The 15,486-nt window shown below is 68.7% G+C and carries 17 protein-coding genes and 1 tRNA gene; 7 read left to right on the top strand and 11 right to left on the bottom strand.

The genetic code is table 11. From position 1 onward, the window contains the following. Positions 1-8: 8 nt before the first annotated feature. From MMB92_RS06250 to MMB92_RS06240, 3 genes are all read right to left on the bottom strand, one after another. Positions 9-464 carry a GNAT family acetyltransferase gene (locus MMB92_RS06250; RefSeq protein ID WP_006488959.1) on the bottom strand — a complete coding sequence of 152 codons (456 nt, stop codon included), beginning with the start codon at positions 462-464 and terminating at the stop codon, positions 9-11. 13 nt (positions 465-477) lie between these two features. Beyond that, positions 478-1,662: an acetylornithine transaminase gene (locus tag MMB92_RS06245; RefSeq protein WP_006488944.1), complete on the bottom strand. Its 1,185-nt coding sequence runs from the start codon at positions 1,660-1,662 to the stop codon at positions 478-480. Between the two features lie 292 nt (positions 1,663-1,954). Then, positions 1,955-2,986 (bottom strand): CDP-6-deoxy-delta-3,4-glucoseen reductase, encoded by a 1,032-nt coding sequence (locus tag MMB92_RS06240; protein ID WP_006478058.1) that lies wholly within the window; start codon positions 2,984-2,986, stop codon positions 1,955-1,957. Positions 2,987-3,093: 107 nt separating this feature from the next. Between MMB92_RS06240 and MMB92_RS06235 the strand changes: the two genes are divergently transcribed. Continuing rightward, positions 3,094-4,131, top strand: a complete 1,038-nt coding sequence (locus tag MMB92_RS06235; protein WP_258250206.1) for an NAD-dependent epimerase/dehydratase family protein — start codon at positions 3,094-3,096, stop codon at positions 4,129-4,131. Here the strand turns inward: MMB92_RS06235 and MMB92_RS06230 are convergent. Both MMB92_RS06230 and MMB92_RS06225 read right to left on the bottom strand, forming a co-directional pair. Then, positions 4,114-4,302 (bottom strand): hypothetical protein, encoded by a 189-nt coding sequence (locus tag MMB92_RS06230; protein ID WP_006496133.1) that lies wholly within the window; start codon positions 4,300-4,302, stop codon positions 4,114-4,116. The two genes, MMB92_RS06235 and MMB92_RS06230, sit on opposite strands and share 18 nt — an antisense overlap. A gap of 105 nt (positions 4,303-4,407) precedes the next feature. Next, positions 4,408-5,124: a 16S rRNA pseudouridine(516) synthase gene (locus MMB92_RS06225; protein ID WP_062884362.1), complete on the bottom strand. Its 717-nt coding sequence runs from the start codon at positions 5,122-5,124 to the stop codon at positions 4,408-4,410. Positions 5,125-5,239: 115 nt separating this feature from the next. Here MMB92_RS06225 and copC point away from each other — a divergent pair, with 115 nt between their 5' ends. From copC to MMB92_RS06205, 4 genes are all read left to right on the top strand, one after another. After that, positions 5,240-5,614 (top strand): copper homeostasis periplasmic binding protein CopC, encoded by a 375-nt coding sequence (copC, locus tag MMB92_RS06220; RefSeq protein WP_058901744.1) that lies wholly within the window; start codon positions 5,240-5,242, stop codon positions 5,612-5,614. Positions 5,615-5,680: 66 nt separating this feature from the next. After that, the gene (locus MMB92_RS06215) at positions 5,681-6,181 is read left to right on the top strand and encodes a DinB family protein (protein WP_062884363.1); all 501 of its coding nucleotides are present in this window, start codon (positions 5,681-5,683) and stop codon (positions 6,179-6,181) included. A 180-nt stretch (positions 6,182-6,361) separates the two neighbouring features. Next, complete coding sequence (locus tag MMB92_RS06210; protein WP_006478064.1) at positions 6,362-7,135, top strand: SDR family oxidoreductase; 774 nt, start codon at positions 6,362-6,364, stop codon at positions 7,133-7,135. Positions 7,136-7,301: 166 nt separating this feature from the next. After that, entirely contained in the window at positions 7,302-8,237 is a 936-nt protein-coding gene (locus MMB92_RS06205; protein WP_006482774.1) for a LysR family transcriptional regulator, read from the top strand. A gap of 25 nt (positions 8,238-8,262) precedes the next feature. Here the strand turns inward: MMB92_RS06205 and MMB92_RS06200 are convergent, their stop codons facing one another. Further along, positions 8,263-9,159, bottom strand: a complete 897-nt coding sequence (locus MMB92_RS06200) for a LysR family transcriptional regulator (protein WP_034178368.1) — start codon at positions 9,157-9,159, stop codon at positions 8,263-8,265. 106 nt (positions 9,160-9,265) lie between these two features. Here MMB92_RS06200 and MMB92_RS06195 point away from each other — a divergent pair, with 106 nt between their 5' ends. After that, a complete protein-coding gene (locus MMB92_RS06195; RefSeq protein WP_034201447.1) occupies positions 9,266-10,156 on the top strand; it encodes an alpha/beta hydrolase in 891 nt (296 codons plus the stop codon). Positions 10,157-10,186: 30 nt separating this feature from the next. On the opposite strand, the gene MMB92_RS06190 is transcribed toward MMB92_RS06195, so the two are convergent. Both MMB92_RS06190 and MMB92_RS06185 read right to left on the bottom strand, forming a co-directional pair. Then, complete coding sequence (locus tag MMB92_RS06190) at positions 10,187-11,086, bottom strand: SDR family oxidoreductase (RefSeq protein WP_111441812.1); 900 nt, start codon at positions 11,084-11,086, stop codon at positions 10,187-10,189. A gap of 43 nt (positions 11,087-11,129) precedes the next feature. Continuing rightward, on the bottom strand, positions 11,130-11,867 hold the full coding sequence (locus MMB92_RS06185) for an SDR family oxidoreductase (RefSeq protein ID WP_212252373.1): 738 nt from the start codon (positions 11,865-11,867) through the stop codon (positions 11,130-11,132). A gap of 121 nt (positions 11,868-11,988) precedes the next feature. Here MMB92_RS06185 and MMB92_RS06180 point away from each other — a divergent pair, with 121 nt between their 5' ends. Beyond that, a complete protein-coding gene (locus tag MMB92_RS06180) occupies positions 11,989-12,891 on the top strand; it encodes a LysR family transcriptional regulator (RefSeq protein ID WP_058901738.1) in 903 nt (300 codons plus the stop codon). Between the two features lie 138 nt (positions 12,892-13,029). Here the strand turns inward: MMB92_RS06180 and MMB92_RS06175 are convergent. From MMB92_RS06175 to MMB92_RS06165, 3 genes are all read right to left on the bottom strand, one after another. Further along, positions 13,030-13,114, bottom strand: a tRNA-Leu gene (locus MMB92_RS06175). Between the two features lie 96 nt (positions 13,115-13,210). Further along, positions 13,211-14,377, bottom strand: a complete 1,167-nt coding sequence (locus tag MMB92_RS06170) for an ABC transporter substrate-binding protein (protein ID WP_277562601.1) — start codon at positions 14,375-14,377, stop codon at positions 13,211-13,213. 70 nt (positions 14,378-14,447) lie between these two features. Further along, a complete protein-coding gene (locus MMB92_RS06165) occupies positions 14,448-15,389 on the bottom strand; it encodes a CysB family HTH-type transcriptional regulator (RefSeq protein WP_006478072.1) in 942 nt (313 codons plus the stop codon). Positions 15,390-15,486: the final 97 nt, after the last annotated feature.

The raw sequence follows: 15,486 nt of genomic DNA, 5'->3' as shown, positions 1-15,486 counted from the left end.
CGGCGGTCTTACGCGGCCGGCAGCGTCTTGCCGAACGAGATGCGTTCCTCGACGCGATAGCCGAGCGCCGCATAGAAGCGGCATGCGTCGTCGTTGCCGGGCAGCACCTGCAGGTTGATCTTCAGGCAGCCGCGCGCGGCGAGCGCGCTTTCCGCATGCGCGATCAGCGCGCGGCCGACGCCGAGCCGGCGCGCGTCGTTCGCGACGCCGAACGAGTAGAGCCAGCCGCGATGTCCGTCGAAACCGGCCATCAGCGTGCCGACGACCCGCGCGCCGCTGGTCGCGACGAAGAACAGTTCCGGCTGGGTCGCGAGCTTCAGCTCGATCGATCGCAGCGGATCGCGGTGCGGCGGCGCACCGGCTTCGTCGTAGTGCGGGAACGCGTCGCGCCATACCGCGAGCACGGCATCGGTGTCGGCGCGTTCGAACGGGCGGATAGCGACAGCATCGGCGGCGGCATCCATCGCGGCGGTCTCCTTACAGCGTGTCGAGGATCGACCGCAGCATCGCCATCATCTGGTCGATTTCTTCGGTCGTCACGTTCAGCGCGGGCATGAAGCGCAGCAGGTTCGGGCGCGCGGCGTTCAGCAGCAGGCCGTCGGGCTGCATGTCGCGCGCCTTCTCGACGATCTGCGGGCCGATGTCCTTGCCCAGCAGCAGCGCGCGCAGCAGGCCTTCGCCGCGTTCCCCCTCGAAGCCGCGCTCCTCCGACAGTTCGAGCAGCTTGCGCTTCAGGTATTCGCTGCGCGCACGCACGCCTTCGAGGAAGCCAGGCGCGACGAGCTGCGAGATCACCGAATAGCCGACCGCCGTCATCAGCGGGTTGCCGTTGTACGTACCGCCCTGGTCGCCGGCCTCGAACACCGCGACGTCGGCCTTCGACAGCAGCGCGCCGAGCGGTGCGCCGCCGCCGATGCCCTTCGCGAGCGTCATAACGTCCGGCTCGATGCCGGACAGCTCGTACGCGAACAGCGTGCCCGCGCGGCCGCAGCCGCTCTGCACTTCGTCGACGATCAGCAGCAGGTTGTGCTGCTTCGTCAGCGCGCGCAGCGCCTGCATGAATTCGCGCGTCGCCGGAATCACGCCGCCTTCGCCCTGGATCGGTTCGAGCATCACGGCGACGGTCTTGTCGGTGATCAGCTTCTCGACCGACGCGATGTTGTTCAGCTCGGCCTTCGGGAAGCCCGGCACCTGCGGTGCGTAGATCGTGTCCCAGCCCGGCTTGCCGCTGGCCGACATCGTCGCGAGCGTGCGGCCGTGGAAGCTGTGGTCGAACGTGATGATCTCGTATGCGCCGTTCTTGAACTTGCGGCCCCACTTGCGCGCGAGCTTGATCGCGCCTTCGTTCGCTTCCGCGCCGCTGTTCGTGAAGAACACCTTGTCGAACACGCTGTGCTGCGTGAGCAGGCCCGCGAGCTTCGCCATCGGCTCGTTGTAGAACGCCGGCGACGGGTTCAGCAGCTTGTCGGCCTGCGTCTTCAGCGCCTCGACGATGCCGTCGTTGCAGTGGCCGAGGCTGTTGACGGCCCAGCCCTGGATGAAGTCCAGATAGCGCTTGCCCGTGTGATCGTAGAGCCACGAACCCTTGCCGTGCGTAAACACGATGTCGGGGCGGTTCGTGATGTACATCAGCGAGTCGATCGGATAATCGTTCAGGGGCATGGCAGCAGACTCCAGCGGGCGTTGAAAGGGAAACGGGCAATAAAAAAGCCACGGAAGGCCGTGGCTGGTGGGTCGAACAGCTTGTGCGTAACCGATGAAGCGGAGGAGGGTTACGCGCGAGTCCGTGACGAGCCGGCGGCATCCGGGCGGAGCGGCGAGCGGCGACGTCGGAGAGCGGACAGGAAGCGGTTCATGTGCGCAAGCATAAGGCATCCCGCGCCCCACTGTAAACCGCCGCGATGCCACGGATGTGACGCGGCGGCGCACGGCGGGGTGCGGTCGCGCCCGGTGTTCAGACCGGATGCGCGAGATCGGCGGCGCTCGTGAACGAGTCCGCGTAGAACTCGTCGGCCGGCAGCGCGTGGTGCTGCGTGAAGTCGCGCTGCGCGGATTCGACCATCACCGGCGCGCCGCACGCGTACACCTGGTGGCCGGACAGGTCGGGCAGATCCTCGATCACCGCGCGATGGACGAAGCCGGTGCGGCCCGTCCACTGGTCGGCGTCGTCCGGCTCGGAAAGCACCGGCACGTACTTGAAGTTCGGGATCTCGCGCGCCCACTGCTCGGCGAGCTCGGCGAGGTAGATGTCCTTCTTGCGGCGCGCGCCCCAGTAAAGCGTCATCGGGCGCGTGATGCCCGAATGCTTCACATGCTCGATGATCGCCTTGATCGGCGCGAAGCCGGTGCCCGACGCGAGCAGCACGATCGGCTTGTCGGAGTCTTCGCGCAGGAAGAACGTGCCGAGCGGGCCTTCGAAGCGCAGGATGTCGCGCTCCTTCATCGCACCGAACACGTGGTCGGTGAACTTGCCGCCCGGCATGTGGCGGATGTGCAGCTCGATCGGGCCTTCCTCGTGCGGCGCGTTCGCCATCGAGTAGCTGCGGCGCGAGCCGTCCTTCAGGATGAATTCGACGTACTGGCCCGCGAGGTACTGCAGGCGTTCGTTGGCGGGCAACTGCAGCTTCACGACCATCACGTCGTCCGCCTTGCGTTCGAGCGCGGCGATCCGGCACGGCAGCTTCTTGACCTGCACGCCGTCGACGCCGGCGATCTCGCGCACGTCGATCTCGAGGTCGCATTGCGCCTTCGAGCAGCACAGCAGCGCCAGGCCGCGCGTGCGTTCGTCGTTGGACAGCGCCGACGCGGCGTGCGGGCCCTGTTCGATCTGGCCCGACACGATCTGGCCCTTGCAGGAGCCGCACGCGCCGTTCTTGCAGCCGTACGGCAGATGGACGTTCTGGCGCAGCGCGGCCGCCAGCACGGTTTCGTCCGACTCGACCTGGAATTGCCGGCCGCTTTGCTTGAGAGTGACGTTGAATGCCATAGAACCAAACTAGAACAAAATGGGGGGACCGTGCATGTCGCGCACGGCAGCTACAATGCAAAACCGCTGCGCGTCGCGTAACGGCGGCTACTGATTTCGCAACCAACATGATCGCGACACGAATCCTGCGCCGGCCGCGCGTACTGATCGTCGGCTGCGGCGACGTCGGCATGCGCTGCGTCGCGCAATGGCGTGACGCGCGCCGCAATCTGCGCATCCTCGCGCTGACGAGCCACTCGGCCCGCCGCGACGAACTGCGCGCCGCGGGCGCGACGCCGATCGTCGGCGACCTCGATCGCCCGGCGACGCTCGGCCGTCTCGCGGGCCTCGCCCGCACGATCCTGCATCTCGCGCCGCCGCCATCCGACGGCCGCGACGACCGGCGCACGCGTGCGCTGATCGCCGCAACGTCCATGCCCGCGCGTCGGCCGGCGGCACCGCCGGCCCCGGCGGTCGGCCGGCTCCGAACGCTGCGCACCGCGGCCCGACAGGCCGGCGCGCCCGTTCGGGCAGCGCGTATTGTACCCGACGGTCTTCGCGCGCCGACGCTCGTCTACGCCAGTACGACGGGCGTCTACGGCGACTGCGGCGGCGCGCGCATCGACGAAACGCAGCCGCTGCGCCCGGCGAATCCGCGCGCGTTCCGGCGCGTGTCGGCCGAGCGGCAACTGCGTGCGGCGACGGTGCGCGGCGTGCTGTCCGCGCGCATCGTGCGCATCCCCGGCATCTACGCGGCGAACCGCCTGCCGGTCGCGCGGCTCGAGCGCGGCACGCCGGCGCTCGAGCCGGCCGACGACGTATACACGAACCACATCCACGCGGACGATCTCGCGGCGATCCTGCGTCGTGCGGCCGTGCGCGGCAAGCCGGCGCGCGTCGTGCACGCGTCGGACGACACGGAACTGCGGATGGGAGAGTATTTCGACCGGGTCGCGCAGGTGCTCGGCCTGCCGAGGCCGCCGCGCGTCAGCCGTGCGGACGCCGAGCGTCTGCTCGAGCCGACGCTGCTGTCGTTCATGCGCGAGTCGCGGCGCCTGTCCAACGCACGGCTCAAGGCCGAATTGTGCGTGACGTTGCGCTATCCGACCGTAGACGATTTCCTTCAAACGCTCGCGCCGGGCAGCGCGTCAGGTGAGCGCCGGTAACGCCTCGATCAGCAGGAAGCACAGCAGCGCACCGATCAGCGCGCCGATCAGGTTCGGGTGATATTTGTGCTTCAGATGCATCGCGGCCAGCAGGCCGCCGATCACGATGACGCCGATGACCGCGAACGCGATCATCACGGACGACAGTTCGAAAGAATGGTCGATGTTCATGATGTCCCCCCTGCATCGCTGCTCTTGCAGCTTGTGATTTCAGTATAGCGGGGGAACCTGCGGCAAAGAGGCGGCCGGACACCGAACGGTCGTGCGGATTTTCCCTTACAGGGTTTTGACGGGATTGCGCAGTGCGGCAAGGTCGGCTTCGTCGAGCCAGCGCCATGCGCCGGGCGCGAGGTCGGCCGGCAGCGTGAAGCCGCCGATGCTTTCGCGATGCAGCAATTCGACGCGGTTGCTCGCCGCGGCGACCATCCGCTTGACCTGGTGGTACTTGCCTTCGAGGACGGTCAGCGCGAGCGCGTGCGGGGCGCGGGCGTCGGCCGCGACGGCCGCGATCGGCTTCGGCTCGCCGTGCAGTTGCACGCCGGTGCGCAGCGCGTGCAGTTGCGTGTCATCGAGCGGGTGGCGCACGGTCGCGACGTAGGTCTTCGGCACCTTGCGCTTCGGCGACGTGTACGCGTGCACGAACTGGCCGTCGTCGGACAGCAGCAGCAGGCCGGTCGTGTCCTGGTCGAGCCGGCCGACGCACTGCACGCCGCGCGCGACGAGCGGCGCGGGCAGCAGGCTGAACACGCTCGCATGGTGCTGCGGATCGCGCGAACACTCGTAGCCGGCCGGCTTGTTGAGCGCGAGATACGCACGCGCATGGAACGGCCATGCCGCGTCATCGACCGAGAACACGAGGCCGTCGGTGTCGAACGCGGCGTCCGGGTCGGTCGCGGCGGCGCCCGCGACGGCGACGCGGCCGGTTTCGATCAGGCCGCGGCACTGGCGACGCGAGCCGAAGCCCTGGGTGTAGAGAATGCTTTCGAGATCCATAGCGCGCGCATTCTATCAAGCACCGGCGCCCGGCCGGCATGAACGCGCGTGCGCTGGTAAGCTGCCGGAACGCTGCGCGGTGCGCGGCGCCCCGTTCATTCTTCACGGAAAGTCCATGCCTTTCGATTCGTTCCCGGTCGGCCGACACGTTGCCGCCGTCATCGTGGCCGCGACCGTTTCGTCGGCCGCGTTCGCGCACGCGCATCTCGCGCACAGCGACCCGGTGGCGGGCGCGGCGCTGGCTGCCGCACCGGCCGCCGTCACGATCGACTTCACCGAGCCGCTGGAGCCGGCATTCAGCTCGATCGTCGTTGTCGACGGCGCCGGCAAGACGGTGTCGGACGGCCGCGCGCGCATCGACGCGTCGAACCGCAAGCGGATGACGGTGCCGCTCGCGGCGCCCGGTACGGGCGCGTACACGGTGAAGTGGGTGGCCGTCGCGACCGACGGGCATCGCACGCAGGGCGCGTACGGCTTCAGCGTGAAGTGACGCAACGGCGGCGGCAGGTCCGTGCCAGGGTTGCCGCCCGCCTTTATCCGACAGGGAGTCTCCCGCATGAATCCGACGACGCTCGACGCACTCGCCGATTTTCCCCGTCAGCTCGAAGCGCATTTCGCGGCCGTGCCCGACGGCTATGCGCGCTGGACCCCCGACGACTGGTCCGGCATGCCGAGCGAGCATTTCTCGCCGCTCGGGCAACTCTGCCATGTGCGCGACATCGAGATCGACGGCTATCACGTACGGCTGCGACGCATGCTCGACGAAGACCGGCCGCTGCTGGTCTCGCTCGACGGCGACGCACTCGCGATCGAGCGGCGCTACGACGACGCGTATGCGTCCGACGTGCTCGCGGCGATTCGCGACGCACGACGCGAGACGCTGGCGCTGCTGTCGCGCCTCACGCCCGAACAGTTCGCGCGTACCGGCGAGTTCGACGGCTACGGTTCGCTGACCGTGCGCGGGCTGGTCCATTACCTGTGCAGCCACGATCAGCAGCACCTGTCCGGCATGCAGTGGCTGCTCGGCAAGATCGACGCGGCGCTGTACGCGCGCTGAGTCGGCCGGCGCTCGCGCATTGGCATGCCGGAATCCGGCGCCGCCGTCGGTGCGGCACGCCACATTGCGCGGCTCGGATTGGATCGGTTTTCTGGATAATCCATCCAGCCGCAGCCGGCTGATCGAGCGGGCGCGGATGCCTACACTCCTAGCTTCGTCCAACGAAAAAAGGAGTCAACCGTGGCAACTCATACGCTCGCAGACAAGGTCGTCCTGATCGCAGGCGGGGCAAAGAATCTCGGTGGCCTGATCGCCCGGGACCTGGCGGGCCACGGCGCGAAGGCGGTGGCGATTCACTACAACAGCGCGGCATCGCAGGCGCAGGCCGAGGAGACCGCCGCGGCGGTCCGTGCGGCCGGCGCGGAGGCCGCGACGTTCCAGGCGGACCTGACGACGGCCGCCGCGGTCGAGAAGCTGTTCGACGACGCGAAGCAGCGCTTCGGCAAGATCGACATCGCGATCAACACGGTCGGCAAGGTGCTGAAGAAGCCGTTCACCGAGATCAGCGAGGCCGAGTACGACGAGATGTTCGCGGTCAACAGCAAGTCGGCGTTCTTCTTCATCAAGGAAGCAGGCCGGCATCTCGAGGATCACGGCAAGCTCGTCACGCTCGTGACGTCGCTGCTCGGCGCGTTCACGCCGTTCTACGCGGCGTACGAAGGGTCGAAGGCGCCGGTCGAGCACTTCACGCGCGCGGCGTCGAAGGAGTACGGCGCGCGCGGGATCTCGGTGACGGCCGTCGGGCCGGGCCCGATGGACACGCCGTTCTTCTATCCGGCCGAAGGCGCCGACGCGGTCGCGTATCACAAGACGGCCGCCGCGCTGTCGCCGTTCAGCAAGACGGGGCTGACCGACATCGAGGACGTCGTCCCGTTCATCCGCCATCTGGTGACCGACGGCTGGTGGATCACCGGCCAGACGATCCTGATCAACGGCGGCTACACGACCAAGTAACCGGGCCGCTCGCGGGCCGCGCGGCGCACCGCACTGGCGCGTTTGCGTGGACAATGGACGGGCGCGCAGCCACGAGGCCGCGCGCCCGTTTTCTCTGTGCCGCCGAAGCCGGTCGCGATGCGCGGCGGCCGGCGGTGACCGTCGTTCGAACCCGGGTTTCCCGCCGATGGACAAGCTGGATCAGGTCAGGATCTTCCTGCAGGTTGCCGAGATGGGCAGCTTCATCAAGGCCGCGCATGCGCTCGACGCGCCGCGCGCGACCGTGTCGGCGGCCGTCCAGCAACTGGAGACGGCGCTCGGCACGCGTCTGTTGCACCGTACGACGCGCCAGGTGCAATTGACTGCCGACGGCGCGCTGCTGCTGGAGCGCGGTCGGCGCCTGCTCGCGGAGGCCGATGAACTCGACCGCCTGTTTCGGCGCCGCGACCACGACGTGGTCGGGCGGCTGAACGTCGACGTGCCGAGCCGGATCGCGCGGCGCGTCGTGGCGCCCGCGCTGCCGTCGCTGTTTCGCCGCTATCCGAAGCTGCAGCTGTCGCTCGGCTCCACGGACCGCTCGATCGACCTCGTGCAGGAGGGCGTCGATTGCGCGATTCGCGTCGGGCGGCTCGCGGACAGCAGCCTCGTCGTGCGGCCGCTCGGGCAGTTCACGCTGATCAACTGCGCGAGCCCCGACTACCTGCGCGAGTGCGGCGTGCCCGAGCATCCGGACGCGCTCGCGCACGGGCACTGGGCGATCGGCTATGCGTCGCCGACGACGGGGCGCGAACTCGGCTGGGAATACTGCGCGGACGGGCAGCGGCGCGTGCTGACGCTGCCGAGCCGCGTGATCGTCAACAACGCCGAAACCTATATCGCCAGCTGCATCGCGGGCATGGGGCTGATCCAGATTCCGCGCTTCGACGTCGAGCATCTGCTGGCAAGCGGCGCGCTCGTCGACGTGATGCCCGGCCATCGCGCCGAGCCGATGGACGTGTCGGCCGTGTATCCGCACCGCCGGCACCGGTCGAGGCGGCTCAATGCGTTCATCGAATGGTTCGGGGAACTGATGGCCGATGCGCTGACGGGGACCGGCGAAGCAGCGAGTTCGGACGGCGACTGACCGGCAGGCCGGCGCGCGCGGCTCTTCAGTCGGGCTGCGTGGCGAACCGCCGGTCGCGCCCGATGTCCCGCACGGCCTCGATCAACGCCGCGCCGGGGCCGTCCGGTTTCGCCGCGAACGCATGGAAGCGCGCGGCCGGCAGCGCCGGCAAGCCGTCCTGCGGCCCGCATTCGCGCAAGCCGTCGCGCAGCTGGCTGCGCGCCAGCGCGGTGACCGCGAAGCCGGCGAGCGCGGCCGACACGCAACCGGCCATGCTGCCGCTTTCGAACAGTACGCGAAACGGCCGCAGCGCGGCGGCGAGCGCCGCGACGGCGGCTTCCCGATAGACGCACGGCTGCGGAAACAGCGCGAGCGGCACTTCGCCGCCTGCGTCGAGCGGGCGGTCCGCTGCGAACGCCCACACGAGCGGCTCTTCCCACAGCAGCTCGCCCGGCGCGTCGACCTGCCGGCACTGCTTGCCGAATACGACGTCGAGCCGGCCGAGCATCTGCTCGCGCAGCAGCGACGCGGTGATCCCGACCTTCAGCTCGATCGACGTGTGCGGGTGGCGGTCGCGGAACGTGCGCAACACGTGCGGCAGCCACGCGCCGGCGAAGTCCTCCGACGCGCCCACCCGCAACGGTCCGTGCGCCGGCGCGCCGCGCAGCCGCGCGCGCACCTCCCGCTCCATGTCGACGATGTTGCGCGCGTAGGCGTACAGCGTGTCGCCGGCCGGCGTGAGCGCGATACGGCGCGTCGTGCGCGCCAGCAGCACGGTGCCGGCGGCCTGTTCGAGCCGCTTGATGTGGCCGCTGACGGCGGACGGCGTCAGCGCAAGGCGCTCGGCGGCCGGCGCGAACCCGCGGCGGTCGACGACTTCGAGAAAGGTGCGCAGCAGTGCGATGTCGAGCGCGGTCGACGCGGGATCGGTCGGCGGTTCCATGGATCGATTCGACGCGAAATATGAGGAATGAATCATGATACTCCGTGAATCGTGATGAAAGACCGGCCTACCATCGTAGGTTCAGGCTGACCTCACGGAGTACACGATGACGACCTATGCGCATGCGGCCACCGCGTCGCTCGATATTGCCTATCTGGAATGGAACCCGCGCGGCGAACGCGCGGCCGTGCTGCTGCACGGCTGGCCGGACAGCCCGGTCGGCTGGGAAGCGGTGGCCGCGGCGCTCGCCGCACGCGGCTACCGCGTGCTCGCGCCCGCGTTGCGCGGCTTCGCGCCGACGCGCTTTCGCGACGCGTCCGTGCCGCGCAGCGGCCAGCTCGCGGCGCTCGGGCGCGACCTGCTCGAATTCGTCGATGCGCTCGGCATCGAGCGGCCGCTGCTGGTCGGGCACGACTGGGGCGCTCGCGCGGCCGCGAACGCGTGCGGGTTGCGCGACGGTGTCGCGTCGCAGCTCGTGATGCTGTCGGTCGGGTACGGCACCAACGATCCCGCTCAGCCGCTGTCGCTGCAGCAGGCGCGCAACTACTGGTATCACTGGTTCATGGCGACGCCGCGCGGCGAGCAGGCGCTGCGCGACGACCGCCGTGCGTTCGCGCGCCTGATGTGGGATACGTGGTCGCCGCCGGGCTGGTATCGCGACGGCGATTTCGACGCGGCGGCCGTTGCGTTCGACGGACCCGACTGGATCGACGTCGTGCTGCATTCGTACCGGCAGCGCTGGGGCTTCGCGCCGGGCACGCCGGCCTATGCCGACGACGACGCGCGGCTGAACCCGGCGCCCGTGCTGGCGGTGCCGACGCTCGTGCTGCACGGCGGCGCGGACACCTGCAATCATCCGGACAGCTCGGCCGGGCGCGAGCGGTTCTTCTCCGGGCGCTACGAGCGGCAGGTGCTCGACGGAATCGGGCACTTCCCGCAGCGTGAATCCGCGGCGGCGGTCGCGGACGCGATTCTCCGGTTCTGCGGGCGCGGGTGACGCGCGCCGGCCGGCCCGGCGCGCGAAGGATCAACCGCCGGCGCGCGGCGCGAGCAGGTCGGCGAGCCCGATGTTCCTGAACATCTCGCGGCGGATGCGATCGCCGACGCGGAACACTTCCTCGGCGCCGTCCTGCGACGGATCGACGAACACGCGGTATGGGCGCTTGCCGGCCGGCGCCGCGACGAGCTCGGCAATCGCCGTGGCGACGGCGCCCGCGTCGGCGTCCGCCGGTTCGAGCGCGGCGAGGCCCCGCAACGCCTGATCGGCGACCCCCGCGTACGGCCCGCTGTCGTAGGCGGCCTGCACGGCGGTATCGGCCGGCTTGCCCGCATGCAGGAAGTGATTCGTGCCCCGGGTGAACGCGCCCGGCACGACGATCGACGTTTCGATGCCCCAGCGGGCGAGTTCGGCGGCGTAGGACACGGCGAGCGAATCCATCGCGGCCTTTGCGGCGAAGTAGGGCGCGAGGAACGGCGGGGTGCCGCCGCGCGCCGACGAGGACGATACCCAGACGAGCAGGCCGCGGCGCTGGCCGCGCAGGTGCGGCAGCGCCGCGCGGTTTACGCGCTGGGTCGACACGACATTGACGTCGTAAAGCTGCGCAAGCTGTTCGGGCGTGAACGCTTCGGCCGGCCCGAACACCATGTGGCCGGCGTTGTGGACGACGACGTCCAGACGGCCGTGGTCGGCGATCACGCGCTCGATGGCGGCGTCGACCGACGCATCGTCGCCGACGTCGAGTTCGAGGCTGCGCAGGTCGACGCCGTGTTCTTGCGCATAGGCCGCGACGGCGGCGGCGCGCGGCGCATTGCGCCCGGCGCTCTCGCGCATCGACGCGTAGACCGTGTGACCGGCGCGGGCGAGCGCCTGGGCCGTCAGCAAGCCGAAGCCGCTGGACGCGCCGGTGACGAGGACGACTTCCTTCATGAGCGATCTCCTGGCGGAAAGATAGGGTGGCAGCGAGCGGCCGTCAGCACATGCCGCCGTTGGCGCGCAGGATCTGGCCGTTGATCCACGCACCGTCCGGGCCGGCGAGGAACGCGACGACGCGCGCGATGTCGTCGGGCTGGCCGAGCCGCTCGAGCGGGTTCAGCTTCGCGAGCCGGTCGACGAGTTCCGGGCTCTTGCCCTGCAGGAACAACTCGGTCGCGACCGGTCCCGGCGCGACGGCATTCACGCGGACGCCGCGCCCGCGCATTTCCTGCGCGAGCACTTGCGTGAGGCTTTCGACCGCTGCCTTGCTGGCGACGTACACGCCGTAAGTCGGCATGCGCATGCCGATCACGCTGGTCGACAGGTTGATGATGCGTCCGCCGTCGCGCACCCGCTTTGCCGCTTCGCGGCAGACGTTGAAGGTGCCCTTCACGTTGATGGCGAACGTTTCGTCGAAGAGCGCATCGTCGCAGTCGGCGATGGTCGCGAGCTTCATCACACCCGCGGAATTGACCACCACATCCAGACTGCCGAATGCGTCGCGGGCGGCATCGAACAGCGCGGCCACGGCCGCCGGGTCGGCGACGTTCGCCTGCACCGCGACGGCATGGCCGCCGTCGGCCACGATCGCGTCGACCACTTCGCGGGCCGGGCCGGCGCTGCCGGCATAGTTGACGACGACCCGGAAGCCGTCCCGGGCGAGTTGGCGGGCGATTTCCGCGCCGATGCCGCGCGACGAACCCGTGACGAGGGCGACCTGTTCCGATGTGTTCATGTCCTGCTCCTGGTGAATGGATGAATGCCGTTCGATCCGGCGACAGGGACAAATGTAGGCTTCTGCGATCAATAAAAATAATGAATAATGCTCAGTTAATACATGACTGAAAGTATGTCTTATGGCATTCGACAGCAGGCTTCTGAGCGGAATCGGCGTGCTCTCGGCGGTGATCGAGGCGGGCACCTTCGCGCGTGCCGGGGAGGCGATGGGCCTGACGCAGCCGGCGGTGAGCCGTGCCGTCGCGCGGCTGGAAGAGCGGGTCGGCATCCGGATCTTCAACCGGACGGCGCGCGCGATCACGTTGACCGACGAAGGGCGGCGCTTCTACGAGGCGGTCGCGCCGCTGCTGGCCGGCATCGAGGACGCGGCGATCGACGCCGGCCGATCGAAGGCACGCGTCAGGGGGCGGCTGCGGGTCAACGTGGACGGCACGTTCGGCCACTACGTGCTGGCGCCGAGGATGGCGGAGTTTCTCGACCGCTTTCCCGACCTGTCCGTCGAGATCAGCGTGCGCGACCGGATGGGCGACCTCGTCGCCGACGGATTCGACGTGGCGGTGCGCTTCGGCGTGCCCGAGCCGTCGTCATACCGTGCGCGGCTACTGCTCGAGACGCGCGTGCTGACCTGCGCATCGGCGGCCTATGTCGCGCGTCATGGCGAACCGCGTCATCCGCGCGATCTCGCGGACGGTCACCGATGCGTGCTGATCCGCGACCCGGTAACGGGGCGGCCGTACGAATGGGAATTTCATCGGGGCAAGGAAGTCGTGCCGTTCGATGCCGGTGGACGATTGATGGTCAACGATACGGGCGGCCTGCTCGGCGCGTGCGTCGGCGGCGCGGGCATCGCGCAATTGCTGGAACTCTACGCGCGGGACATCGTTGCCGACGGGAAACTGGTCCTGCTGCTGCCGGAGTGGACGGACGAGACATTTCCGCTCTACGCGTATCACCACGCGTCGAACCTCGTGGCCGCGAAGGTGCGGGTGTTTCTCGACTTCGTTCGCGAGTTGACGGTCTGAGCGTATCGGGGGAGGGAGATCGGCGGCAGGCCACCGTCGGTCGCGGTGCGGGGCGGAACGCGCGGCAAAAATAAAAAACCCGCGAAGCGGCAGCTTGCGCGGGTTTCGACAGATGCAGCGCGTGACGCTGCGAAATACTGGTGCCCAGGGCCGGAATCGAACCGGCACGCCTTGCGGCGGGGGATTTTGAGTCCCCTGCGTCTACCAATTTCACCACCTGGGCTTGATCCTGGCCGCGCATGCGGTGGTGCGCGGCGAAACGCGGATTATGGCGGAAATCCGGATGCCGGGCAAGCTGTGCCGATGCCCGGCACGCACATTACTGGCTCAGGTACACGAACCGGCCCTGTTTCACGATCCCCATCACGCTCGCACGCTGATCGAGCCCCACATGATCCTTGTCGCTCGTGTTGACGACGCCGTTCGGTACGACCAGCTCATGCGCGCGTTCCAGCTCGCGGCGAAGCGCCGCGCGAAACGCCGGCGTGCCGGGCTGCGCGGCTTTCAGCGCGCGGCCGACCGCGTCGGCGAGGCGCGGGTACACGCCCGCCGCATCGCCCGCGAACTGCGTGACGGTGCCGGCGCCGTACTTCGCGTCGTACGCATCGACGAACGCGAGCGCGGCCTGGCGGGCCGGGTGGTCGGCCGGCAGCGTGCGCGCGACGACCACCGGCTGGGTCGGGAACAGCGTCCCGTCGACGTCCTTGCCGCCGAGCTTGATGAATTCCGGCGTCGCGATCCCGTGCGTCTGGTAGATCGGCCCCTTGTAGCCGCGCTCGATCAGCGTGCGCTGCGGCAGCACGGTCGGCGTGCCCGCGCCGGCGATCAGGATCGCGTCGGGCTTCGCCGCGATCAGCTTCAGTGCCTGGCCCGTGACGCTCGCGTCGGTGCGGTTGAAGCGCTCGGTCGCGATCACGCGGATCTTGCGCAGGTCCGCGAAGCGCGTGAATTCGTTGAGCCAGCTGTCGCCGTAGCTGTCCGCGAAGCCGATGAAGCCGACCGTCTTCACGCCGTGGTTGGCCATGTAGCGCGTCATCACGTCGGCCATCGCGCGGTCACTCTGCGCCATCTTGAACGCCCAGGTCCGCGCGCCTTCCTGCGGCTCGACGATCGAGCCGGAGCCGACCAGCGTGATCATTGGCGTCTGCGCGGCGGCCACCGCGTCGAGCGCTGCGAGCGCGGCCGGCGTGATGTTCGGGCCGACCACGACGTCGACGTGATCCTCGTCGACCAGCTTGCGGATGTTGCGCACCGCGGCGCCCGGGTCGGATGCGTCGTCGAGCACCGTGACTTGCACGGGCTGTCCGGCAATCGTCTTTGGCCACATCAGGATCGCGTTCTTGCTCGTGATGCCGATCGCGGCGGCCGGGCCGGTCGACGACAGGTCGACGCCGACCTTCAGGTCGGCATGCGCGGCCGCGCAGGCCAGCACGAGGGCGGCGCCGGTGGCGAGGCGGGTGCGGCGCAACAGGGCGGGAAGCGTCATGCGGGAATCTCCATCTCCGTCGGGCAACGAAAAGGGGCGCAATGCGCGCCCCCGTGTTCATACCTGTCCGTCAAAGCTCGTACGATTCGGCTTCGCCCTTGAGCGCCTGCTCGATCAGCTTGCGGTTCAGTGTCGGCGACAGCAGTTCGACGAGCGTATACACATAGCTGCGCAGGTAGGCGCCCTGCTTGAGCGCGACGCGCGTCACGTTGCTGCCGAACAGGTGGCCGACCGGAATCAGCCGCAGGCCGCGGTCGCGCTCGGGGTTGAACGCGATGTCGGCCATGATGCCGACGCCGAGGCCGAGCTCGACATAGGTCTTGATCACGTCGGCGTCGATCGCCTCGAGCACGATGTCCGGCGACAGCCCGCGCAGCGCGAACGCATGGTTGATCTTCTTGCGGCCCGCGAACGCGTCGTCGTACGTGATCAGCGGGTACTGCGCGAGATCGTCCAGCGTGACCGGCTTGCGTTCGAGCAGCGGGTGGTCGGCCGGCACGACGGCCGCGTGGTGCCACTGGAAGCAGGGCAGCGACACGAGTTCCTTGTAGTCGGAGATCGCCTCGGTCGCGATCGCGAGATCGGCCTGGTCGTGGATCACCATCTCGGCCACCTGCGTCGGGCTGCCTTGCAGGATCGACAGGTGCACCTTCGGGAAGCGCTTCTTGAACTCGGCGATCGCGGCCGGCAGCGAGTAGCGGGCCTGCGTGTGGGTCGCCGCGATGGTCAGGTTGCCCTGGTCCTGCGCAGCATAATCCTTCCCGACCCTTTTGAGGCTTTCAACCTCCTGAAGAATCCGCTCGACCGACGCGAGGATGATCCGGCCCGGCTCGGTGAGCGAGCGCACGCGCTTGCCGTGCCGCGTGAAGATCTCGACGCCCAGCTCGTCCTCGAGCTCGATGATCGCCTTCGATACCCCCGGTTGCGACGTGTAGAGCGCCTTGGCGGCCTCGGTGAGGTTGAAATTCTGCCGGACGGCCTCGCGCACGAAGCGAAATTGGTGCAGGTTCATTTATAACCCTTCCGCATATCAACAGAATTTTTTAGTCGTTTGAAATATAAGGCGAGTTTATTACGATTCACCGGAGTTTTTCAAATATGGATATCTG

Source organism: Burkholderia sp. IO2, from assembly GCF_029522185.1.
GTDB lineage: Bacteria > Pseudomonadota > Gammaproteobacteria > Burkholderiales > Burkholderiaceae > Burkholderia > Burkholderia cenocepacia.
This window is presented reverse-complemented; position numbering and strand designations above follow the sequence as displayed.